Here is a 20,715-nt window from a genome sequence, read left to right on the forward strand (position 1 = left end):
TCTGTCGGCGACGACCGGCTGTAGGGTGTCAACCGCTGCAAGAAGGGTGCGGTGAACACCCTGGCCGCGCTGAGGTCGATCAGGGCCGCGTGCCCGGACCGCGCCACGGTCTACGTCATCCTGGACAATCTGTCCGCCCAGAGGGGCGACAAGATCCGTCGCTGGGCGAAGAAGAACCGCGTCGAGCTGTGCTTCACCCCGACCAACGTCTCCTGGGCCAGCCCCCGGTCGAAGCCCATTTCGGGCCTCTGGGGCAGTTCACGATCGCCGACTCCCACCACCGCAACCACAGCGTGCAGACCCGGGCCATGCCCGCCTATCTGCGCTGGCCCAACGCCAACGCCCGCCACCTGGGCGTCCTAGCCGCCGAACGCAAGGAACGCGCCCGCATCCGCAGAGAGCAGGGCATCGCTGGGGCGGACGCTCTCTCGCCGCTGCGGCCTGAACGACCCGGCGAAGCATGCACTCACAGCACTAGCCAGCCGAACTGACCAAGGTCTCGAAGCCTGAGTTGTCGCAGTAGGACACTGCACGACCCTCAGCCCCGATATCGCCGCCGACCGCGTTGACGGTGTCATCGACAATGTCGGTACCACCGTGTTCCGGGCTTGCCCGGTCAAGCCTTTTCGAGGCCTCGATGACCGCATGCCCTGCCGATTCGGTGGTGTCGAACTCGGGCGACTGGGCACCCGGTCCGTCACCGGCATCGGCGTCCGGCTCGCCGGCTGTCGTGGCGTGCGCCGTGTCCTGCCAGGTCCCCAGCTTGGTGCAGTAGTCCCGTTGTCGCTCCTTGGCCTGCGCTGGATCGTCCGACGAACAACTGCTCATCAGGACAGCGACAGCGACAACGACCGCTGCTCGCCCGACTGCTCGTGTCATCCCACTGCTGTGCTGCAAGGACATGCCCTCCCCGACGCTGCCGCCACAGAGTATGGATCAGGAAGGTGTCACCTTGCACCGATCTCCACGCATCATCAGCACCGGATCGGCGAGGAGTTGAGCAGTACACGGCCAACCCGGCGAACCTAATTCGTTCTCAGCGGCCCATACAGAGCAGTTGTCGCTCCAACGGGCTGTTCGAGTATGGGACTGCGACGCCTCCGGCGAACCGGGTTCATTGAGACCTCCGCATAGAGCGGCGTGCAGTCCCCGTGCTCGTGGTGGTGGTCGCGCGGGCGTCGGACGGATTCCTACACGCAGCCTGGCTTGAGAAGCCTTGAGCGAAGAGCGAAGCGCTCGTGCCTGCGTGACCGCCGCCACCCCAGGCCGTGCTTGCCCGTTGACGTTGGTGGTGCGAGCCCGCTGCATGGTGACCTCTCGATATGCCCGAGCTGCGAGCTCCCGTCGAGACCGAGGCCCGTGTGACGCGCTGGTGCCACGAACGGCTAGTGAGGTGGCGGACCGGCCTTGTCGCCGAGTCCTGGAGTTAGGTCGCTGCGTGGCCCTCATGCGCTCGTGACCAGCGCAAACACCCACGCCATGGGGAGGATTCCTTGATCTACTGCGGAATCGACTGGGCCGAGAGGACGCACGACGTCGCCCTGGTCGACGACTCGGGTCAGCTGCTGGCCAAACGCCACATCACCGATTACGCGGCCGGCTACAAGATCCTTTTGGAGCTGCTCGCCGAGTACGGCGACGCCGAGGTACACCCGATCCCGGTGGCGATCGAGACCTCCCGCGGTCTGCTGGTCGCCGTGCTGCGGCAGGGCAAGCGGAAGGTCTTCGCGATCAACCCGATGGCCGCCGCCCGCTACCGCGACCGGCACAGCGTCTCGCGCAAGAAGTCCGACCCGGGCGACGCCCTGGTGCTCGCGAACATCTTGCGCACCGACATGCACGCCCACCGGGTCTTGCCCGACGACAGCGACCTGGCCCGCGCCATCGCTGTCCTCGCCCGCGCCCAGCAGGACGCCACCTGGAACCGCCAGCAGATTTCCAACCAGCTCCGTTCCCTGCTGCGCGAGTACTACCCAGCCGCCCTGACGGCGATCGAGTCCTGGAAGAACGGCCTCTGCCGCTCTGAAGCCCACGAAGTCCTCAAGCTGGCTCCAACTCCCACGCGAGCTGCTCGACTGACTCGGGCCCAGCTCCAAGCCGCTCTCAAGCGAGCTGGCCGTCAGCGCGGCATCGAAGCCGAGGCTGAACGCTTCGTGAGATCTTCCGCGACGACTACAGCCACCAACCTGCCCTCGTCGAGGACGCGCTCGGCAAGCAAATGCTCGCCCTCCTGGTCCAGCTCCAGGCCGCCTGCACGGCTGCCGACGACCTCGCCCAGGCGGTGGAGGAAGCTTTCCCTCAGCATCCAGACGCTGAGATCATCCTCAGCCTTTCCGGCCTCGGCGTCCAGTTCGGCCCCCGGGTGCTCGCTGAGATCGGGGACGACCGCAGCCGTTTCACCGACGCCCGCGGCCTGAAGGCATACGCCGGCGCCTTGCCCATCACCCGTGCCTCCGGCAAGAAGACCAGCATCACCCCCCCCGCTGGGTCAAGAACGACCGCCTCAACCACGCCGGCTACCGCTGGGCCTTCTCCGCCCTCCGGGCCTCGCCTGGAGCCATGGCCCACCACTACCGTCGCCGCCGCGACGAGCACGACGACTGGCATGCTGCCGCCCAGCGCAACCTCTTCAACCGCATGCCCGGACAGATGTTCCACTGCCTCCAGCGACGCAGACTGTTCGATGGGAACACCGCATTCCCACCTGCTTTGACGGCTGCGGCTTGACGGCTTGGGGTCGTGAGGTGTCTATGCGGTCACAGCACTAGCTACTCCCGCTCCAAGCAGCTTGATACACCGAAGTGCCTTCTGCAGGTCTGTGTCCTGCACGTGGCGCCACCCAGCGCGCTCTCCGCGGCCGCGTAGAGGTCGGCCGGGCGCACCCCGTTCAGCGCCGTGACCACGTGACCGTCCGGCCGCACCAGCAGCACGGTGTGCGCCGCGGCGCCCGGGTAGCTCTCGGCGACCAGCAGCTCGGCGTGGTGGGGCAGCGCCGTCACCGCGGCCGCCAACCGGGGCATGATCCCGGCGGTCACCCAGTGCTTGCGGTCCCACACCCCGGTGCCCGGCGCGATTAGTACCACCAGCAGCGCCCCGCGCCCCAGCCGGTCGCGCAGCTGTACGAACGTGCCGTCCTCCGCCGTGACCCGCACATCGGTGACGGGTGTCCCCGGCGGTGTGCCCACGGAAACCTCCCCGCCGAGGCCCTCGGGCGCGAGCGGCGAGTCGGCGTACGTCCCCTGCGCGCCCAGCGCGCCGTGGCCGAGGTGACCGTCCGTCAGCAGTGCGTCGTTGCCGCGGGCGGAGCCGGGCACGTAGGAGCGCAGTCCGCCGCCGCCGCGCACCAGCGGGAGCAACTGGTCGGCGGCGCGCAGCCGCGCGGAGATCGCCGCCCGCCGTTCCTGCTGGTAGCTGTCGAGCAGCGCCTCGCGGGGCCCGTGGTGCCAGGCCAGGGCCAGTTTCCAGGCGAGGTTGTCGGCGTCCAGCAGCCCCTCCTCCAGGCCCTGCGTGCCCAGCGCGCCCAGCAGGTGCGCCGCGTCCCCGGCCAGCAGCACGCGGCCCACCCGCCAGCGGCGGGCGAGGCGGTGGTGGACCGTGTGGACGCCGGTGTCGAGGAGCTCGTATGCCGGGGTCGGACCGTCGGCCGCCCATCCGGTGAGGGTCTCGCGGACCCGGCTCACCAGCAGTTCGGGCGTGACCAGGTCCTTGCCGGGCGGCAGCAGCCAGTCCAGGCGCCACACGCCGTCCGGCAGCGGGCGGCCGACCACCTCGCCGGCCGGCGGCCCGGTCGTCCGCCACGGCGGCATGCGGTGGAGCAGCGCCTCGTCCGGCCACGGGAGTTCGGTGCGCAGTGCGGCGACGGCGTATCGTTCCACCGCCGTACGGCCGGGGAAGCGGATGTCCTGGAGCTTGCGGACGGTGGAGCGGGGGCCGTCGCAGCCGACCAGGTAACTGCCGCGCCACCACGTGTCGGCCGGGCCCCGGGTGTGGGCCGTGACACCCGACTTCTCCTGCTCGATGCCGTCCAGTCGGCTGTCCACAGCGATCCTGACCAGGCGCTCGCGGGTGAGGGCCGTGCGCAGGGCCCCGGCCAGCTCGTGCTGGGCGATGTGCAGGGGGGCCGGTTCGGCGTCGCCGAACACGACCTCGCGCGTCACCTGCTTGCGCCGCATCGACCGCCATCCGGCCCAACGCGAACCCAGCCCCGTCAGCGGTGCGCCGGTCAGCCGCTCGACGAGTGCGACGGCCTCCTCGCGCAGTACGGCGGTGCGCGCGGGACGCGGTTCGTCCTTGCCCGGTCCCTCGTCGAGGACGACACAGGGCACCTCCTGCCGCGCCAGCGCCAGGGCGAGCGTGAGCCCGACGGGCCCCGCTCCGGTGATGATCACCGGGTCCACGGTGCGGCGCCCCCTGGCCGTGGCGGTGTCCCGGGGGACGTGGGTGAACAGGACATTGGAGCAGGGTGCACGGTCACAGAACGTATGCAACCTATTGCCGCTGCTTGCGTCAAGCGACGGAGGCCGTGGCGATCATGCCACGGCCTCCGTTGATGGTCATACGAGATGACCGAGTGTCAGGTGTGCTAGACCTTGCCGACGTTTCCGGCGTCGGCGGTCTCCACGTCGTCCGCGCTGAGCACCGCACCGGTCGACTTCTTCGCCCGCCGCAGCCGGCGCTCCAGCCAGCTCGCGAAGCTCGTGAGGGCGAAGTTGAGCGCGATGTAGATCACCGCGACCACGGTGTAGCTGGCGATCACGTTGGCGCCGTAGTAGCCGCTCATGGTGTTGGCCGACGCGAGAAGTTCGGGGAAGGTCAGGATCGCGCCACCGAGCGCGGTGTCCTTGAGGATCACGACGAGCTGGCTGACGATGGCCGGGAGCATCGCCGTGACCGCCTGCGGCAGCAGAATCAGCCGCATGACCTGGCCCTTGCGAAGGCCGATCGCCATCGCGCCCTCGGCCTGGCCCTTGGGGAGGGCAAGGATGCCGGACCGGACGATCTCGGCGAGGACGGAGGCGTTGTACAGCACCAGGCCGGTGACGACGGCGTAGAGCGGGCGGTCGTCCGGGCCGACGTTCGTGTACTCCGCGAACAGAGCCAGGCCGAAGATCATCAGGACCAGCACGGGGATGGACCGGAAGAACTCGACCACCACCGCGGCCGGTACCCGGACCCACCTGTGGTCGGAGAGCCGGGCGATGCCCAGTGCGGCGCCGAGCGGCAGGGCGATGACCACCGCGAGAGCCGCGGCCTTCAGGGTGTTCTGCAGACCCGGCCAGATGTACGTCGACCAGGCCTCGGTGCCGGTGAAGAAGGGCTTCCACAGGGCCCACTCCAGCTGCCCCTTGTCGTTGAGGGTGCTGAACACCCACCACAGGAGAGCGGCGAAGGCGACCAGGAAGACGGCCGTGAAGACAACGTTGCGACGCTTGGCGCGCGGGCCCTGGGCGTCGTAGAGGACCGAGCTCATCGCTTCACCGCCACCTTCTTGCCCACCCAGCCGAGGATCAGGCCGGTCGGCAGCGTCAACACCACGAACACGAGAGCGATGACCGCGGAGATGAGCAGCAGCTGTGCCTCGTTCTCGATCATCTCCTTCATCAACAGCGCCGTCTCCGCCACACCGATGGCGGCGGCGACCGTGGTGTTCTTGATCAGGGCGATCAGCACGTTCGCCAGCGGTACGACGGACGAGCGGAACGCCTGTGGAAGGACCACCAGCCGAAGCACCTGACCGAAGCTCAGGCCGAGGGCCCGAGCCGCCTCCGCCTGGCCGACCGGCACCGTGTTGATGCCGGAGCGCAGCGCCTCGCACACGAACGACGATGTGTAGAGGATCAGGCCCAGGACGGCGAGCCGGAAGTTGATCGTCTCGAAGTCACCCCCTCCGCCGAGGGTGATGCCCAGTGTCTGGTTCAGTCCCAGCGACGCGAACAGAATGATCACGGTCAGCGGGATGTTCCGCACGATGTTCACGTACGCGTTTCCGAAACCGCGCATCAACGGCACCGGGCCGACCCGCATGGCGGCCAGCAGGGTGCCCCAGATCAGGGAGCCGACGGCCGAGAGCACAGCGAGCTGCACTGTCGTCCAGATGGCTCCCGCCAGGTCGTAATCCTGAAGAAAGTCGAACACGATCTCCCGCGCTTCCGGGTGTAGGGATGCCCGCCCCGGTGCGCCGCCCCTGCCGTAGGGCGGCGCACCTCGTCAGGCCCGGCCTCAGCTCTTGATGTCGCCGATCTTCGGCGCCGGCTCGTTCTTGTAGTTGGCCGGGCCGAAGTTGTCCTTGACGGCCTTGTCCCAGGCGCCGTCGGCGACCATGGCCTCGAGCGCGTCGTTGATCTTGTTCTTGAGGTCGCTGCCCTTCTTGACGCCGATGCCGTAGTTCTCGTTCGTCAGCTTGAAGCCGCCGAGCTTGAACTTGCCCTTGAACTGCGACTGGGAGGCATAACCCGCGAGGATCGAGTCGTCCGTGGTCAGCGCGTCGATGGCGCCGTTCTGCAGGCCGGGCAGGCAGGCCGAGTACGTCGGGTACGGCTGCAGCTGGGCCTTGGGGGCCAGCTTCTCCTTGATGTTCTGCGCCGAGGTCGAACCGGTGACCGAGCAGAGCTTCGCGTCGTTCAGGTCCTCCGGCGACTTGATCTTGTCGTCGTCGGCACGGATCAGCACGTCCTGGTGGGCCAGCAGGTACGGGCCGGCGAAGTCGACCTTCTCCGAGCGCTCGGGAGTGATCGAGTACGTGGCGGCGATGAAGTCGACGTCACCGCGCTGCAGCATGGTCTCGCGGTCGGCGCTCTTCGACTCCTTCCACTCGATCTGGTCCTCGGTGTAGCCGAGCTTCTTGGCGACGTACGTGGCGACGTCCACGTCGAAGCCCGCGTAGCCGTCCGGGGTCTTCTGGCCGAGGCCGGGCTGGTCGAACTTGATGCCGATGGTGATCTTCTTGCCGTCACCACCGGACGAGCCGCTGTCCTTGTCGTCGCCGCCGCACGCGGTGGCGGTCAGGGCGAGGGCGAGCACGGCGGCCGAGGCGGCGGAGACCTTGCGAAGCTTCATGGTGAACATCCTTTGGCTGTGATCGAGCTGCGATCGGACGATCAGAGGATCAGGCGATCAGGTGCGGCTCCCGGGAACGGGCCGCCGGTGCGGTCGGCGCGGGGCGCCGGAGCCGCACCGAAATCTCAGTGGTGCAGGATCTTCGACAGGAAGTCCTTGGCACGGTCGCTGCGCGGATTGCTGAAGAACTGGTCCGGCGTGGCCTCTTCGACGATGCGGCCGTCCGCCATGAACACCACGCGGTTGGCGGCGGAGCGGGCGAAGCCCATCTCGTGGGTGACCACGATCATGGTCATCCCGTCCTCGGCGAGCTGCTTCATGACCTCGAGGACCTCGTTGATCATCTCCGGGTCGAGGGCCGACGTCGGCTCGTCGAAGAGCATGACCTTCGGGTCCATGGCCAGCGCACGCGCGATGGCGACACGCTGCTGCTGGCCGCCGGAGAGCTGCGCGGGGTACTTGTCGGCCTGGGCGCCCACGCCGACCCGGTCGAGCAGGGCGCGGGCCTTCTCCTCGGCCTTCTTGGCCTCGACCTTGCGGACCTTGACCTGGCCCAGCGTCACGTTCTCGAGCACCGTCTTGTGCGCGAAGAGGTTGAACGACTGGAAGACCATGCCGACGTCGGCCCGCAGCCTGGCCAGCTCCTTGCCCTCGGCGGGCAGCGGCTTGCCGTCGATCGTGATCGAACCGTCGTCGATGGTCTCCAGACGGTTGATGGTGCGGCACAGGGTGGACTTGCCGGACCCGGAGGGTCCGATGACCACGACGACCTCGCCGCGCTGAATCGTCAGGTCGATGTCCTGGAGCACGTGCAACGCGCCGAAGTGCTTGTTGACACTCTTCAGGACGACCAGTTCGCCGGTCGCAGCCTTGTCTTCCTTGGCCACCGATACTTCGGTCATCGCTCTCGGGCTCCGTCCTCCTGGGTTTCGCAGGACAGTAGTGACCCGGGCCACGTCGCGTCTCTACATCTGAGCGAGATCTGAGCATCACGATCCGATAGCAATCGGACACGAGTCGTAGCACTTGTGAGCTGGGCGCATCTCGGCCGGATAACTTCGAGCGGCCGCAACCGGAAGCCCCTTGACGCCGTCCCCCTCCATCGGCGTCACTGCACAGGACGCACGCGCGCGTGCCCGTCCATGAGCCCGTCCCGATTTCTACCCGCCCCGAGCGTACGGCCGATGAACCGAAGGGAGCCCGGATGAGACTGCTGCTCGTCGAGGACGACAACCACGTGGCCGCCGCCCTGTCCGCGATCCTGGCACGGCACGGCTTCGACGTCACCCACGCGCGCAGCGGCGAGGAGGCGCTCCAGGCGCTCGTCCCGGAGGCCGACGGCTTCGGCGTCGTCCTGCTCGACCTGGGTCTGCCCGACCAGGACGGCTACGAGGTCTGCGGAAAGATCCGCAAGCGCACCGGCACCCCGGTCATCATGGTCACCGCGCGGGCCGACGTGCGCTCCCGCATCCACGGTCTCAATCTCGGCGCCGACGACTACGTGGTCAAGCCGTACGACACCGGGGAACTGCTGGCCCGGATCCACGCCGTCAGCCGGCGCACCGCCCATGAGGACGCCACCGGGAGCACCGAGACCGTGGTCCGCCTCGGCGCGGTGCGCATCGAGCTGCCGACACGCCAGGTGAGCGTGGACGGTTCGGTTGTCCAACTCACCCGCAAGGAGTTCGATCTGCTCGCCCTGCTCGCCCAGCGCCCCGGTGTGGTCTTCCGCCGTGAGCAGATCATCAGCGAGGTGTGGCGCACCAGCTGGGAGGGGACCGGGCGCACCCTGGAGGTGCACGTCGCGTCCCTGCGCTCCAAGCTGCACATGCCCGCGCTGATCGAGACCGTCCGCGGCGTCGGCTACCGCCTCGTCGCCCCCACCGCCTAGCGGGTCCGGGTGAGCACCCGCCTGCTCCCGCTGCTCATCGTCCTGATGGCGGCCGTCCTGCTCGCGCTCGGCGTGCCTCTCGGCGTCAGCGTCGCCCGCGCGGAGCAGCAGAAGGTCGTCATCGACCGCATCGACGACACGGCGCGCTTCGCCGCGCTCGCCCAGTTCGTCACGGAGGACGGCTCGGGCGGCTCACGCCGGACGGACACGGACGAACGCCTGGAAACCCTGCAGACCGAGCTGACCAGCTACTACGAGGTCTACGGCATCAAGGCCGGGGTCTTCTACCGCAACCACATCCCGATGGCCAACGCGCCCACGACCTGGTTCCTGCCGCAGACCGGCGAGGTCCGCGACTCCTTCGACGAGGCGCTGCTCAGCCGCCGCAGCCACGACCCCGAGCAGGTGTGGCCCTGGCAGGACGGACGGCTCGTGGTGGCCTCGCCGGTCATCCGGGACGGCGACGTGGTCGCGGTCGTGGTCACCGAGTCGCCGACCGACTCGATGCGTTCGAGTATCCTGCGCGGCTGGCTCGTCATCGGCGCCGGGGAGTTCGCCGCGATGCTGCTCGCCGTCGGTGCGGCGCTGCGGCTGACCGGCTGGGTGCTCAGGCCGGTACGGGTACTCGACGCCACCACCCACGACATCGCCACCGGAAGGCTGAAGTCCCGGGTCGCGCCGTCCGGGGGACCGCCGGAGCTCAGACGCCTGGCCCGGTCGTTCAACGAGATGGCCGACCACGTGGAGGACGTTCTGGAGCAGCAGCGGGCCTTCGTCGCCGACGCCTCCCACCAGCTGCGCAACCCGCTCGCCGCCCTCCTGCTGCGCATTGAGCTGCTCGCCCTCGAACTGCCCGAGGACAACGAGGAGATCGCCTCCGTCCAGACCGAGGGCAAACGCCTGGCCCGGGTCCTGGACGACCTGCTCGACCTGGCGCTGGCCGAGCACAGCCAGGCCGACCTGAAGGTCACCGACGTCGGCGCGCTGGCCGCCGAGCGGGTGGCCGCCTGGTCACCGACGGCCGACGCCAAGGGCGTACGGCTGGTCGGATACTGCCCGCCGACCACGGGCTGGGCGGACCCGGTGACGCTGTCGAGCGCCCTGGACGCGGTCATCGACAACGCGGTGAAGTTCACGCCGCGCGGCGAGAGTGTCCGGGTCGAGGTCGCCTCCACCGGGGACGCCGCCACCGTCGTCGTCACCGACAACGGTCCCGGACTCACAGACGAGGAGCTCACCCGCGTGGGGGACCGTTTCTGGCGCAGCGGCCGGCACCAGAACATCAACGGCTCCGGCCTCGGCCTGTCCATCTGCCGGGCGCTGCTCGCGGCGGGCGACGGCTCGATCTCCTTCGGCCACCAGGAGCCGCACGGGCTTCGGGTCACGGTCACGGTGCCCAGGACCGGCACGGCGCCCAAGGAGCCCGAGCGGGTCTAGGGCTTGACCGACCGGTAGTAGCGCCGGGCGCCCTCGTGCAGTTCGAGCGGGTCGGTGTAGATCGCGGTACGCAGGTCCACCAGCTGCGCGGAGTGCACGTGCGCACCGATGCCGTCGCGGCTGTCGAGGACGGTCCGGGTCAGCCACTCGGTGAGCCGCGGATCGACGTCCGCGCGGGTCACCAGCAGGTTGGACACCGCCATCGTCGGCACCACGGCGCCGTTCTGGACCGTGGGGTAGGCCGACTCCGGCATGTTGGTGGTGCGGTAGTAGCGGGTCGCGCCGCCCGACCGGTGCAGCTTGGTGACCAGGTCGTCGCCGATCGGCACGAACCGGAAGGCGGAACTCTCCGCGATCTTCTTGAGGCCGTCCGTCGGCACCCCGCCGGACCAGAAGAACGCGTCCAGCTCGTCGCCCAGCCGTCCGGGGCCGGTGTCGATCCCGTCCGCGCTGGGGGTGATGTCCGTCTCCGGGTCGATGCCCACCGCCTTCAGCAGCCGGGTGGCGATCAGCCGTACCCCCGAGTTGGGCAGCCCGATGGCCACCCGCTTGCCCCGCAGGTCCCGCACCGACTGGATGTCCGAGTCGGTCGGCACGACGAGCTGCACGTAGTCGTCGTAGAGCCGGGTGACCCCGCGCAGCCCTTCGGCACCCGGGCGGCCGGCCAGTTTGTACGTTTCGACCGCGTCGGCCGCGGCGATCGTGAAGTCGGCCTCCCCGGACGCCACCCGCTCGACGTTCTCCTGCGAGCCCGCGCTGGTCATCAGCCGCACGTCCAGGTCCGGCATGTCCTTGCGCAGCTCGGTGCGCAGCAGCTCGCCGTACTTCTGGTACACACCCGCGCGGGTTCCGGTGCTGAACGTGATCGTCCCGCTCGGCGGTTTCTCCCCCAGCGGCAGCAGCCACCACAGCAGCAGCCCGAGCGCGACGGCACCGGCGACCGTGGCCTGGACGGCCCGGCGCCTGCCGATACGGGAGAGCAGCGTGGACATGGGGGCGATCCTGCCAGCCCGCACCCGCACTGACCAGGGCCGGGCTCACACGGCCGCACCCGTCCCGCCGACCGCTCCGTGCCCGGGGCCCGTGCGCGAGAACCCCGGCACACGGGTGCCGGGGTTCTCGTGAGTGGGCCGGGCGGGGCCCGGGACGCCTCGACGTCAGTCGCCCACCGAGGCCTCCGCCCCCGTCTCCGCCCCCGTCGCCCGGGGTGCCCCTTCCGCGGGGCCGGCGGGACCGGCGGGGCGGTCGGGGTTTTCGCGGCGCCGGAAGAGGCGCATCGCAAGCGGCTCGGTGAAGCGCGCGGTGAGGGGGCCCAGGACGACCAGGATGAGGACGTACGCCGTGGCCAGTGGGCCCAGGGACGGCTCGATACCGGCGGAGACCGCGAGGCCCGCGATCACGATGGAGAACTCGCCGCGCGCCACCAGCGCACCGCCCGCCCGCCATCGGCCCTTGACGGAGATCCCGGCGCGCCGCGCCGCCCAGTACCCCGTGGCGATCTTCGTCACGGCGGTCAGCAGCGCCAGCGCCAGGGCGGGCAGCAGGACCGGCGGAATGCTGGCCGGGTCCGTGTGCAGCCCGAAGAAGACGAAGAAGACCGCCGCGAACAGGTCCCGCAGCGGACTCAGCAGCGTGTGCGCGCCCTCCGCGACCTCCCCGGACAGCGCGATGCCCACCAGGAAGGCGCCCACCGCCGCCGACACCTGGAGTTGCTGCGCGACACCGGCGACGAGGATCGTCAGGCCCAGCACCACCAGGAGCAGCTTCTCGGGGTCGTCGCTGGAGACGAAGCGGGAGATGAGACGCCCGTAGCGCAGCGCGACGAAGAGCACGAGGCCCGCCGCGGCCAGCGCGATCGCCAGCGTGATGCTCCCGGTCATCAGACCGGCGCCGGCGACCAGGGCGGTGACGATCGGCAGGTACACCGCCATCGCCAGGTCCTCCAGGACCAGCACGCTCAGGATCACCGGCGTCTCGCGGTTGCCGACCCGGCCCAGGTCGCCGAGGACCTTCGCGATCACGCCGGACGACGAGATCCACGTCACGCCAGCCAGGACCACGGCGGCCACCGGGCCCCAGCCCATCAGCAGCGCGGCCACCGCGCCCGGCACGGCGTTGAGCGCACAGTCGACGAGACCCGCCGGATAGTGGGACTTGAGGTTGGTGACCAGGTCGCTGGCCGAGTACTCCAGGCCCAGCATCAGCAGCAGGAGGATGACACCGATCTCGGCGCCGGTCGCGACGAACTCCTCGCTCGCGCCGAGCGGAAGCAGGCCGCCCTCGCCGAAGGCCAGACCGGCGAGGAGGTACAGCGGGATGGGGGAGAGGCGGTAACGGCCGGCGAACCGGCCGAGGAGCCCGAGCCCCAGGATGATGGAACCGAACTCGATCAGCAGTACCGCGGAGTGCACCGGCTCACTCCTGCCCGAGTATCGCCGCGGCGGCGTCGACGCCCTCACGGGTGCCGATGACGATCAAGGTGTCACCACCCACGAGCCGGAAGTCCGGCGCCGGCGAGGGAATCGCCTCGGCCCGCCGCAGCACCGCCACGATCGAGGCTCCCGTGTCGGTCCGCATCCGGGTGTCGCCCAGCAGCCGCCCGTTCCACCGGGAGGCGGCGGCCACCTCGATCCGTTCGGCGACCAGGCCCAGATCGGTCGTGTAGAGCAGGCTCGCGCTGTGGTGGGAGGGCTTCAGCGCGTCTATCAGCGCGCCCGCCTCGGGCCCCGTCAGCCGCAGCGAGTGGGCGCAGGAGTCGGGGTCGTCGGTCCGGTACACGTTCACCGTGCGGGCGCCGTCGCGGTGGGCCACCACCGACAGGTGGCGGTGCTCGCGGGTCACCAGGTCGTACTGGACCCCGATACCCGGGAGCGGCGTCGCCCTCAGGCGTGGAGCTGACACGTGCTTTCCCCTCATTCGTCCTGCGTTGCCTGCCGCGTCTCAGCTGCGCTTTCCGCACGTGGGTGCCGTGCCCGCGACCTCGCCATGCTGCCATCCGCACGTACGGTGGCGATATGGGTGTCGTGACGGATATACGCAGCCGGTCGCGGTCGGCGAAGCTGGCTGCGGGGGTGTCGTGCGAGAAGGCCGGGAGGAGCGGGAAGAGGAACGTGTCGCTGTTCTGGCGGATCTTCTCGCTCAACGCCGCCGGCCTGGTCGTCGCCACCGCACTGCTGCTGGGACCGGTCACCGTGTCGACCCCCGTGCTGGCCGGAGAGGCCCTGGTCCTGCTGGCCGGCCTCGCGACGCTGCTGGCCGGCAACGCGGTCGTCCTGCGCATCGGACTCACCCCGCTGCACCGGCTGGGCCGGGCCATGTCGACCGCCGACCTGCTGGTGCCCGGCACCCGTCCCGAGGTCTCCGGACCGGCCGAGGCGGCGCAGCTGATCGAGACCTACAACACGATGCTGGACCGGCTCCAGGCCGAACGCGCCGCCGGCGCCGGCCGCGCGTTGCAGGCCCAGGAGCGCGAACGCCACCGCATCGCCCGCGAGCTCCACGACGAGGTGGGCCAGACCCTCACCGCCGTCCTCCTCCAGCTCAAGCGCGTCGCCGACCGGGTCCCCGGGGAGCTGCGCGAGGAGGTGACCCTGGCGCAGGAGGCCACCCGGGCCGGCCTCGACGAGATCCGCCGCATCGCCCGCCGGCTGCGCCCCGGCGTCCTGGAGGAACTCGGCCTGGCCAGCGCCCTGCGCTCGCTCGCCGCCGAGTTCACCCACCACGGGCTCACCGTCCAGCACCACATCCCCGGTGACCTGCCCCCGCTCGCCCCGGAGGCCGAACTCGTGCTCTACCGGGTCGCCCAGGAGGGCCTGACCAACACCGCCCGCCACGCCGGCGCCGACCGCGCCCACCTCACCCTGCGCCCGCTGCCGCCGCCCGAGGGCGGGGGCGTGGAACTGCTCGTCCGCGACAACGGCACCGGCCTCGGCGCGGCCACCGAGGGCGCCGGGATCCGCGGGATGCGGGAGCGGGCCCTGCTGATAGGAGCCGAGATCCACTTCGAACCCGCCCCCGGAGGGGGCACCGACGTACGCCTGCGCGTCCCCGCGCCGCCGGGGGACCGATCCGCAGACCGAACCGGAGACAGCCCCTGATGCCAGCACGGCCCCCGATCCGCGTCCTGCTCGCCGACGACCACACCCTCGTACGCCGCGGGGTCCGCCTCATCCTGGACGGCGAACCCGATCTGACGGTGGTGGCGGAGGCCGGTGACGGTGCCGAGGCGGTCGCGGCCGCGCGCGCCACCGAGGTCGACCTGGCCGTACTGGACGTCGCGATGCCCCGCATGACCGGCCTCCAGGCGGCCCGCGAACTCTCCCGGCGCCTGCCCGAGCTGCGCATCCTGATCCTGACCATGTACGACAACGAGCAGTACTTCTTCGAGGCACTCAAGGCGGGCGCCTGCGGATACGTCCTCAAGTCCGTCGCCGACCGCGACCTGGTGGAGGCGTGCCGGGCCGCGGTGCGCGACGAGCCGTTCATCTATCCCGGGGCCGAACGGGCCCTCGTCCGTTCCTACCTGGAGCGCGTGCAGGGCGGTGGCGGCCTCCCCGAGCGGCCGATCACGGAACGCGAGGAGGAGATCCTCAAGCTCGTCGCCGAGGGCCACACCTCCAAGGAGATCGGCGAGCTGCTGTTCATCAGCGCCAAGACCGTCGAACGCCACCGCGCGAACCTCTTGCAGAAACTGGGCGTGCGCGACCGTCTGGAACTCACCCGGTACGCGATCCGCGCGGGACTCATCGAGCCCTGAGCCGCGCACCCGGCGCCGGTACGGGCGGTCAGCAGCCGATCGGCGCGGAGCCCACGGCCACGTCGTCGAACCAGACCGTGTCGTCGCCCGTCGCGTAGCTCTCCCAGCCCAGTCGCAGCGCGGTCGGCCGGGGCGCGGTGCCGCGGGCGAGCCACTGCTGGTCGACGTCCTGTGTCGGCACCCCGTCGGCGTGCAGCCCGGGAATCCGCTCGTCGCCGAGCCAGGTGTCCAGGTGGCCGGCCGAGGTGTCGACCGCGAACCGCAGGCACTGCCAGCCGTCCGTCGGCAGCGGGCTGCTCAGCGCGACCCCGGCCGGGCTCTGCGCGGGCAGGGTGGCGTCGTCGCTCTCCCGGTTCCACTGAAGCGCGCCGTTCTGGCCGCCCACGCGCAGTGCCCGGCCGCCCTGGGCCGAGTCCGGCATCGACACGAAGGTGACGTGCGAGACGGGCAGCGCGGTGGTGTGCCGTACCCACATGCGTACGTACATCACCGGGCCGACCGCCGACAGGTCCGCGGCATGGGTGACGAAGGCGTGGTTGCAGTAGCCGGCCCGGCCGTCCACCCGGAGCGACGTGCCGCCCTCGTGCGCCACCGCGGAGTCGACGGTGGCCGTGCCCGTGCCCCGGCAGTCGGGCGCGGTGAACCGCCAGTCGCCGGACGGCTCGGAACCGGTCTGGTCCTCGAAGCCGGAGCAGATCACGGCGTCACCGCACTCCGCGGCCGGCGGTTCGGTCGTCGGAGGAGGCGTGGTGGGCGGCGGCGTGGTGGGCGGTGTGCCGCCGTCCTCGCCGCAGGAGAGACCGTTGAGCGCGAAGTCCTCCGGCGCGGGGTCCGCGGACCGCCAGGTGCCCTGGAGCCCGAACTCGGCGGTGCCGCCCGTGGACAGCGCGCCGTTCCAGCCGGCGTCGACGGCGACGACGGACGCGCCGGTCTGCGTGACGGTCGCGTTCCACGCCGACGTCACCTGCTGATCGCCGGTGTAGGTCCAGGTCAGACGCCAGTCGGTCACGGCGGGACCGAGGTTGGTGATCTCGACCTGGGCGGTGTAGCCGCCCGCCCACGCGTCGACGGTGTAGTCGACGCGGCACGCGGCCGCCGCCGCACCGCTCGCGGGCATCGCCATCAGGACCGGCACCACCAGCGCGACGGCGGCCAGGACCGCGGTCCAGGGCCGGCGCGTTAATCGCAGAACTCGGGTGAGCACAGGGTGCCTCCAGCGGGAGAAGGGATGCATGACAGCGCGCGAGGTGTCTATGGGAGCGCTCCCACACGCGCGCCGTACGCATCACACCGAGCCTGACGGTGTACTGTCAAGACGTGCGACGGCCTTCACTGCCGTCGCGACCGCCTACCCTTGTGGCCATGAGCAGCATCGACCGGAGCCAGTCAGCGGGCGGCACGCGCACCTACGAAGTACGCACCTACGGGTGCCAGATGAACGTCCACGACTCCGAGCGATTGTCCGGTCTGCTGGAGGACGCGGGCTACGTCCGCGCGCCGGAAAGCGCCGACGGCGACGCCGACGTCGTCGTCTTCAACACCTGCGCCGTACGGGAGAACGCCGACAACAAGCTGTACGGCAACCTCGGCCACCTCGCCCCCAAGAAGGCGAGCCGCCCCGGCATGCAGATCGCCGTCGGGGGCTGCCTGGCGCAGAAGGACCGCGACACCATCGTGAAGCGGGCCCCCTGGGTGGACGTCGTCTTCGGCACCCACAACATCGGCAAGCTCCCGGTGCTGCTCGAGCGCGCCCGCGTGCAGGAGGAGGCGCAGGTCGAGATCGCCGAGTCCCTGGAGGCGTTCCCGTCCACGCTGCCCACCCGGCGCGAGAGCGCGTACGCGGCCTGGGTCTCCATCTCCGTCGGCTGCAACAACACCTGCACCTTCTGCATCGTCCCCGCGTTGCGCGGCAAGGAGAAGGACCGCCGGCCCGGCGACATCCTCGCCGAGGTCGAGGCCCTGGTCGCCGAGGGCGTCAGCGAGATCACCCTCCTCGGGCAGAACGTCAACGCCTACGGCTCCGACATCGGCGACCGTGAGGCGTTCAGCAAGCTGCTGCGCGCCTGCGGGAACATCGAGGGCCTGGAGCGTGTCCGCTTCACCTCCCCGCACCCGCGCGACTTCACCGACGACGTCATCACCGCCATGGCCGAGACGCCGAACGCGATGCCGCAGCTGCACATGCCGCTCCAGTCCGGTTCCGACCCGGTGCTCAAGGCGATGCGCCGCTCCTACCGCCAGGAGCGCTACCTGGGGATCATCGAGAAGGTGCGCGCCGCCATCCCGCACGCCGCGATCACCACCGACATCATCGTGGGCTTCCCCGGCGAGACCGAGGAGGACTTCGAGCAGACCCTGCACGTGGTCCGCGAGGCCCGCTTCGCCCAGGCCTTCACCTTCCAGTACTCCAAGCGCCCCGGCACCCCGGCCGCCGAGATGGCGGACCAGATCCCCAAGGCGGTCGTCCAGGAGCGCTACGAGCGCCTGGTCGCCCTCCAGGAGGAGATCTCCTGGGACGAGAACAAGAAGCAGGTCGGCCGCACCCTGGAGCTGATGGTCGCCGAGGGCGAGGGCCGCAAGGACGGCGCCACCCACCGCCTCTCCGGCCGGGCCCCCGACAACCGCCTGGTGCACTTCACCAAGCCGGAGCAGGAGGTCCGCCCCGGTGACGTGGTGACCGTCGAGATCACCTACGCCGCCCCGCACCACCTCCTCGCCGAGGGCGCGGTCCTCGACGTGCGCCGCACGCGCGCGGGCGACGCCTGGGAGAAGCGCAACACGGCCGAGCAGGCCAAGCCGGCCGGTGTGCTCCTCGGCCTGCCGAAGATCGGCGTCCCCGAGCCCCAGCCGGCCGTGGCGAGCGGCTGCGGCTGCGACTGACCGCAGGGGGTGCCGCCGGGGGCGGCGGTACGGGGATACGCTGCCGATCATGCTTGTCGCCGCCGCCGTCTGCCCCTGCCCGCCGCTCCTCGTACCGGAGGTCGCCGCGGGTGCCGCACCCGAGCTGGACGCCGCACGCGCCGCGTGCACGGACGCGCTGGGCGTGCTCGCCGCGTCCCGGCCCGACCGGCTGGTGCTCGTCGGGCCCGCGGACGCGGCAGGCCCCGTGGTCCACCCGCAGGGCGCGCGGGGCTCGTTCCGCGGCTTCGGCGTGGACGTGGACGTGTACCTGGGGGCCGACAGCGGCGACGCGGGCGGCACCGACCTGCCCCACGGTCTGGCCGTGGGCGCCTGGCTGCTCGGGCGGACCGGCTGGACCGACGCCCCGGTCGAAGCCGTCGGCGTGGGGGAGGAACTGCCGGCCGGGCGCTGCGCCGCCGTGGGCCGGGACATCGCCGCCGCGTCCGGGCGGACCGCACTGCTGGTGCTGGGCGACGCCAGCGCCTGCCGCACGCTCAAGGCGCCCGGTTACCTCGACGAGCGGGCGGCGCCCTTCGACGCGGAGGTGGGGCGCGCCCTGGGCGCGGCCGACCCGGCCGCCCTCGCGGCCCTGGACGTCGCACTGGCCCGCGAACTCAAGGTGTCCGGCCGGGCACCCTGGCAGGTCCTCGCGGGTGCGGCCGAGGGCACGGACCTCGCCGGCACCCTGCTGTACGAGGACGCGCCGTACGGGGTGGGCTACGTCGCGGCCACCTGGTCGTAGCGGCTGAGCGAGCCGTCGCCGCCGGAGCCCCCGTGCGGACCCGGCGGGCCCACGCGCCCGCGGACCCCGCGGCCCGGGCGCCCGCGGGGCACCCGCGGACGGCCCGGAGCAGGGCATTCGGCTCCGCGGCCGTCCGAGGACGCAGGGGAGTCAGGAGGCCGGCGGCGGTCCGGCCGGAGGCGTTCCGCCGCCTGTGTCCCCGCCCCCGTCGTCCTCCTTGTGGGCGAGGCGGTCCATGGCGCCCTTGGCCTTGCCCGTGCCCGTCTGGATGCGGTCGCTGTACTTGCCCTTCGTCCGTTCGTCGACGGTCCGAGCCATCTTGTCCAGACCGCGGTCGATCTTGTCGCCGTGCTGCTGGGCGAGGTCGGAGACCTTGCCCTTCGCCGGTTCCAGTCTGGCCTTCAAGTTGTCCAGGAGACCCATGGTTCGCCTTCCCTCACGGGGCAGTCAGGTGCGGGCGCCCTTGTCGGCCTCGTTGTCGACGGCCTCCCCGGCCGACTGCTGCTTGGGGATGCCGACGCTCTCCGAGTCGCCGCCCTCGGCGGTGGCCCCGGCGGCTTCGTCGGCCTCCGCCGTGTTCCGGGGACCGGCGTCGGCCGTCTCCGCGGCCTCGGCCGTAGTCACGTCCGCGGTGCTCCCGGCGTCCGGGGTGTCGGTCCGCGTCTCGGCGACCGACGTCTCCTCGGTGCCCTTCGACCTCCGAAAAAGCCGTGCAAAAACGCCCATATCAACTCCATACGTTACTCGTGCGGGCGAAATCCCGCGGCATCCGGTGCGTCCGTTTGCGTGGCCGGGGCCATGACCCGGTGGTCCGGGGAGCGGGAACCTCGCAACGGGCAACGACCCCGGCCGCGGACCGTCACGTAACTCGTTCGAGGGCCGGCCGGGAGGTTTGCGAGACTGGTCCGGTGAGCAGCGCACCCCCCGCCCCCCGCGTCATCGCCGTAGTCGGACCCACCGCGGCCGGAAAGTCCGATCTGGGCGTCTTCCTGGCCGACCGGCTCGGCGGCGAGGTCGTCAACGCCGACTCCATGCAGCTCTACCGTGGGATGGACATCGGCACCGCCAAGCTGACGCCCGAGGAACGCGGTGGCGTCCCGCATCATCTGCTGGACATCTGGGACGTGACGGTCGCGGCGTCCGTCGCCGAGTACCAGCGCCTCGCGCGGCAGCGGATCGACGCGCTGCTCGCCGAAGGGCGCTGGCCGGTCCTCGTCGGCGGTTCCGGCCTCTACGTCCGGGGGGCCGTCGACAACCTGGAGTTCCCCGGCACCGACCCCGAGGTCAGGGCCCGCCTCGAGGAGGAACTCGAGCGGCACGGGCCGGGTGCGCTGCACTCCCGTCTGGCCGCCGCCGATCCGGAGGCGGCACGGGCCATCCTGCCCAGCAACGGGCGCCGCATCGTGCGCGCCCTCGAGGTGATCGAGATCACCGGCAGGCCCTTCACGGCCAACCTCCCCGGCCACGACTCCGTCTACGACACCGTGCAGATCGGCGTCGACGTGGCGCGCCCCGAACTGGGCGAGCGCATCGCCGTGCGCGTCGACCGGATGTGGGAGGCCGGTCTGGTCGACGAGGTGCGGGCACTGGAGGCGCAGGGGTTGCGCGAGGGGCGTACGGCGTCGCGCGCGCTCGGCTACCAGCAGGTCCTCGCGGCGCTCGCCGGCGAGTGCACGCTGGACGAGGCGCGTGCCGAGACCGTCCGTGCCACCAAGCGCTTCGCGCGCCGTCAGGACGCGTGGTTCAGGCGCGACCCGCGGGTGCACTGGCTGAGTGGCGGTGTGGCGGATCGCACGGAACTTCCGCGGCTCGCCCTGTCGTTGGTCGAACGACCGGTTACAGCCTGATCACGTGATGGCATCGGGACGCTCGGGCCGTCATCCGGGCCTTCGGCGGCGTGCCATCATCGAGCTTCGATCGACCGAGTGAGTC

19 protein-coding genes and 2 pseudogenes are annotated in these 20,715 nt (G+C 71.0%); 9 read left to right on the plus strand and 12 right to left on the minus strand.

All coding sequences use genetic code 11. The features are described from left to right. Positions 1–445: pseudogene (locus tag Sco07f_RS40530) on the plus strand (IS630 family transposase); the annotation flags it as partial. 29 nt (positions 446–474) lie between these two features. On the opposite strand, the gene Sco07f_RS08605 reads toward Sco07f_RS40530, so the two are convergent. Then, positions 475–828 carry a hypothetical protein gene (locus Sco07f_RS08605; protein WP_159106932.1) on the minus strand — a complete coding sequence of 118 codons (354 nt, stop codon included), beginning with the start codon at positions 826–828 and terminating at the stop codon, positions 475–477. Between the two features lie 665 nt (positions 829–1,493). On the opposite strand from Sco07f_RS08605, the pseudogene Sco07f_RS08610 reads away from it, so the two are divergent. After that, positions 1,494–2,727: pseudogene (locus Sco07f_RS08610) on the plus strand (IS110 family RNA-guided transposase). A 41-nt stretch (positions 2,728–2,768) separates the two neighbouring features. Here Sco07f_RS08610 and Sco07f_RS08615 read toward each other — a convergent pair. The 5 genes from Sco07f_RS08615 to Sco07f_RS08635 all read right to left on the minus strand — a co-directional run bounded on the left by Sco07f_RS08615 (position 2,769) and on the right by Sco07f_RS08635 (position 7,958). Beyond that, on the minus strand, positions 2,769–4,397 hold the full coding sequence (locus Sco07f_RS08615) for an FAD-dependent monooxygenase (RefSeq protein ID WP_244942010.1): 1,629 nt from the start codon (positions 4,395–4,397) through the stop codon (positions 2,769–2,771). Between the two features lie 185 nt (positions 4,398–4,582). After that, positions 4,583–5,470 carry an amino acid ABC transporter permease gene (locus tag Sco07f_RS08620; protein WP_108987446.1) on the minus strand — a complete coding sequence of 296 codons (888 nt, stop codon included), beginning with the start codon at positions 5,468–5,470 and terminating at the stop codon, positions 4,583–4,585. Further along, positions 5,467–6,135 carry an amino acid ABC transporter permease gene (locus tag Sco07f_RS08625; protein ID WP_108987447.1) on the minus strand — a complete coding sequence of 223 codons (669 nt, stop codon included), beginning with the start codon at positions 6,133–6,135 and terminating at the stop codon, positions 5,467–5,469. Before Sco07f_RS08625 ends, Sco07f_RS08620 begins: the two co-directional genes overlap by 4 nt. An 84-nt stretch (positions 6,136–6,219) precedes the next feature. Beyond that, positions 6,220–7,056 carry a glutamate ABC transporter substrate-binding protein gene (locus Sco07f_RS08630; RefSeq protein WP_108987448.1) on the minus strand — a complete coding sequence of 279 codons (837 nt, stop codon included), beginning with the start codon at positions 7,054–7,056 and terminating at the stop codon, positions 6,220–6,222. Between the two features lie 125 nt (positions 7,057–7,181). After that, positions 7,182–7,958: an amino acid ABC transporter ATP-binding protein gene (locus Sco07f_RS08635; RefSeq protein WP_108987449.1), complete on the minus strand. Its 777-nt coding sequence runs from the start codon at positions 7,956–7,958 to the stop codon at positions 7,182–7,184. A 302-nt stretch (positions 7,959–8,260) separates the two neighbouring features. Between Sco07f_RS08635 and Sco07f_RS08640 the strand changes: the two genes are divergently transcribed. Next, positions 8,261–8,947: a response regulator transcription factor gene (locus tag Sco07f_RS08640; protein WP_108987450.1), complete on the plus strand. Its 687-nt coding sequence runs from the start codon at positions 8,261–8,263 to the stop codon at positions 8,945–8,947. A gap of 9 nt (positions 8,948–8,956) precedes the next feature. Further along, positions 8,957–10,384, plus strand: a complete 1,428-nt coding sequence (locus tag Sco07f_RS08645) for a HAMP domain-containing sensor histidine kinase (RefSeq protein WP_108987451.1) — start codon at positions 8,957–8,959, stop codon at positions 10,382–10,384. Here Sco07f_RS08645 and Sco07f_RS08650 read toward each other — a convergent pair. From Sco07f_RS08650 to Sco07f_RS08660, 3 genes are all read right to left on the minus strand, one after another. Further along, complete coding sequence (locus tag Sco07f_RS08650) at positions 10,381–11,376, minus strand: TAXI family TRAP transporter solute-binding subunit (protein ID WP_108987452.1); 996 nt, start codon at positions 11,374–11,376, stop codon at positions 10,381–10,383. The two genes, Sco07f_RS08645 and Sco07f_RS08650, sit on opposite strands and share 4 nt — an antisense overlap. A gap of 165 nt (positions 11,377–11,541) precedes the next feature. Next, entirely contained in the window at positions 11,542–12,795 is a 1,254-nt protein-coding gene (locus Sco07f_RS08655) for a cation:proton antiporter (protein WP_108987453.1), read from the minus strand. Between the two features lie 4 nt (positions 12,796–12,799). After that, positions 12,800–13,285 (minus strand): cation:proton antiporter regulatory subunit, encoded by a 486-nt coding sequence (locus tag Sco07f_RS08660; protein ID WP_087789342.1) that lies wholly within the window; start codon positions 13,283–13,285, stop codon positions 12,800–12,802. A 113-nt stretch (positions 13,286–13,398) separates the two neighbouring features. Between Sco07f_RS08660 and Sco07f_RS08665 the strand changes: the two genes are divergently transcribed. Together Sco07f_RS08665 and Sco07f_RS08670 are read left to right on the plus strand one after the other, a co-directional pair. Continuing rightward, positions 13,399–14,481, plus strand: a complete 1,083-nt coding sequence (locus Sco07f_RS08665; protein WP_108987454.1) for a HAMP domain-containing sensor histidine kinase — start codon at positions 13,399–13,401, stop codon at positions 14,479–14,481. Continuing rightward, the gene (locus Sco07f_RS08670) at positions 14,481–15,140 is read left to right on the plus strand and encodes a response regulator (protein WP_007445024.1); all 660 of its coding nucleotides are present in this window, start codon (positions 14,481–14,483) and stop codon (positions 15,138–15,140) included. Before Sco07f_RS08665 ends, Sco07f_RS08670 begins: the two co-directional genes overlap by 1 nt. A gap of 28 nt (positions 15,141–15,168) precedes the next feature. Here the strand turns inward: Sco07f_RS08670 and Sco07f_RS08675 are convergent, their stop codons facing one another. Continuing rightward, positions 15,169–16,344, minus strand: a complete 1,176-nt coding sequence (locus tag Sco07f_RS08675) for a cellulose-binding domain-containing protein (RefSeq protein WP_108987455.1) — start codon at positions 16,342–16,344, stop codon at positions 15,169–15,171. Positions 16,345–16,502: 158 nt separating this feature from the next. On the opposite strand from Sco07f_RS08675, the gene miaB reads away from it, so the two are divergent. Together miaB and Sco07f_RS08685 are read left to right on the plus strand one after the other, a co-directional pair. Beyond that, entirely contained in the window at positions 16,503–18,020 is a 1,518-nt protein-coding gene (miaB, locus tag Sco07f_RS08680) for a tRNA (N6-isopentenyl adenosine(37)-C2)-methylthiotransferase MiaB (protein ID WP_108987456.1), read from the plus strand. A gap of 49 nt (positions 18,021–18,069) precedes the next feature. Next, positions 18,070–18,783 (plus strand): class III extradiol dioxygenase subunit B-like domain-containing protein, encoded by a 714-nt coding sequence (locus tag Sco07f_RS08685; RefSeq protein WP_108987457.1) that lies wholly within the window; start codon positions 18,070–18,072, stop codon positions 18,781–18,783. A gap of 150 nt (positions 18,784–18,933) precedes the next feature. On the opposite strand, the gene Sco07f_RS08690 is transcribed toward Sco07f_RS08685, so the two are convergent. Both Sco07f_RS08690 and Sco07f_RS08695 read right to left on the minus strand, forming a co-directional pair. After that, positions 18,934–19,206, minus strand: coding sequence for an antitoxin (locus tag Sco07f_RS08690; protein ID WP_108987458.1), 273 nt, complete (start codon positions 19,204–19,206; stop codon positions 18,934–18,936). 24 nt (positions 19,207–19,230) lie between these two features. Then, positions 19,231–19,509, minus strand: a complete 279-nt coding sequence (locus tag Sco07f_RS08695) for a hypothetical protein (RefSeq protein WP_087789336.1) — start codon at positions 19,507–19,509, stop codon at positions 19,231–19,233. 182 nt (positions 19,510–19,691) lie between these two features. On the opposite strand from Sco07f_RS08695, the gene miaA reads away from it, so the two are divergent. Beyond that, the gene (gene miaA, locus Sco07f_RS08700; protein WP_007445037.1) at positions 19,692–20,630 is read left to right on the plus strand and encodes a tRNA (adenosine(37)-N6)-dimethylallyltransferase MiaA; all 939 of its coding nucleotides are present in this window, start codon (positions 19,692–19,694) and stop codon (positions 20,628–20,630) included. Positions 20,631–20,715: the final 85 nt, after the last annotated feature.

This window comes from Streptomyces coelicoflavus, assembly GCF_003112555.1.
Taxonomy (GTDB): domain Bacteria; phylum Actinomycetota; class Actinomycetes; order Streptomycetales; family Streptomycetaceae; genus Streptomyces; species Streptomyces coelicoflavus.

Bases quoted from the DNA above. Each gene is read 5' to 3' on its own strand.
- Sco07f_RS08605 (WP_159106932.1), bottom strand. From the start codon at position 828: ATGAGCAGTTGTTCGTCGGACGATCCAGCGCAGGCCAAGGAGCGACAA.
- Sco07f_RS08620 (WP_108987446.1), bottom strand. From the start codon at position 5,470: ATGAGCTCGGTCCTCTACGACGCCCAGGGCCCGCGCGCCAAGCGTCGC.
- Sco07f_RS08630 (WP_108987448.1), bottom strand. From the start codon at position 7,056: ATGAAGCTTCGCAAGGTCTCCGCCGCCTCGGCCGCCGTGCTCGCCCTC.
- Sco07f_RS08635 (WP_108987449.1), bottom strand. From the start codon at position 7,958: ATGACCGAAGTATCGGTGGCCAAGGAAGACAAGGCTGCGACCGGCGAA.
- Sco07f_RS08640 (WP_108987450.1), top strand. From the start codon at position 8,261: ATGAGACTGCTGCTCGTCGAGGACGACAACCACGTGGCCGCCGCCCTG.
- Sco07f_RS08650 (WP_108987452.1), bottom strand. From the start codon at position 11,376: ATGTCCACGCTGCTCTCCCGTATCGGCAGGCGCCGGGCCGTCCAGGCC.
- Sco07f_RS08665 (WP_108987454.1), top strand. From the start codon at position 13,399: ATGGGTGTCGTGACGGATATACGCAGCCGGTCGCGGTCGGCGAAGCTG.
- Sco07f_RS08670 (WP_007445024.1), top strand. From the start codon at position 14,481: ATGCCAGCACGGCCCCCGATCCGCGTCCTGCTCGCCGACGACCACACC.
- miaB (WP_108987456.1), top strand. From the start codon at position 16,503: ATGAGCAGCATCGACCGGAGCCAGTCAGCGGGCGGCACGCGCACCTAC.
- Sco07f_RS08685 (WP_108987457.1), top strand. From the start codon at position 18,070: ATGCTTGTCGCCGCCGCCGTCTGCCCCTGCCCGCCGCTCCTCGTACCG.
- Sco07f_RS08690 (WP_108987458.1), bottom strand. From the start codon at position 19,206: ATGGGTCTCCTGGACAACTTGAAGGCCAGACTGGAACCGGCGAAGGGC.
- Sco07f_RS08695 (WP_087789336.1), bottom strand. From the start codon at position 19,509: ATGGGCGTTTTTGCACGGCTTTTTCGGAGGTCGAAGGGCACCGAGGAG.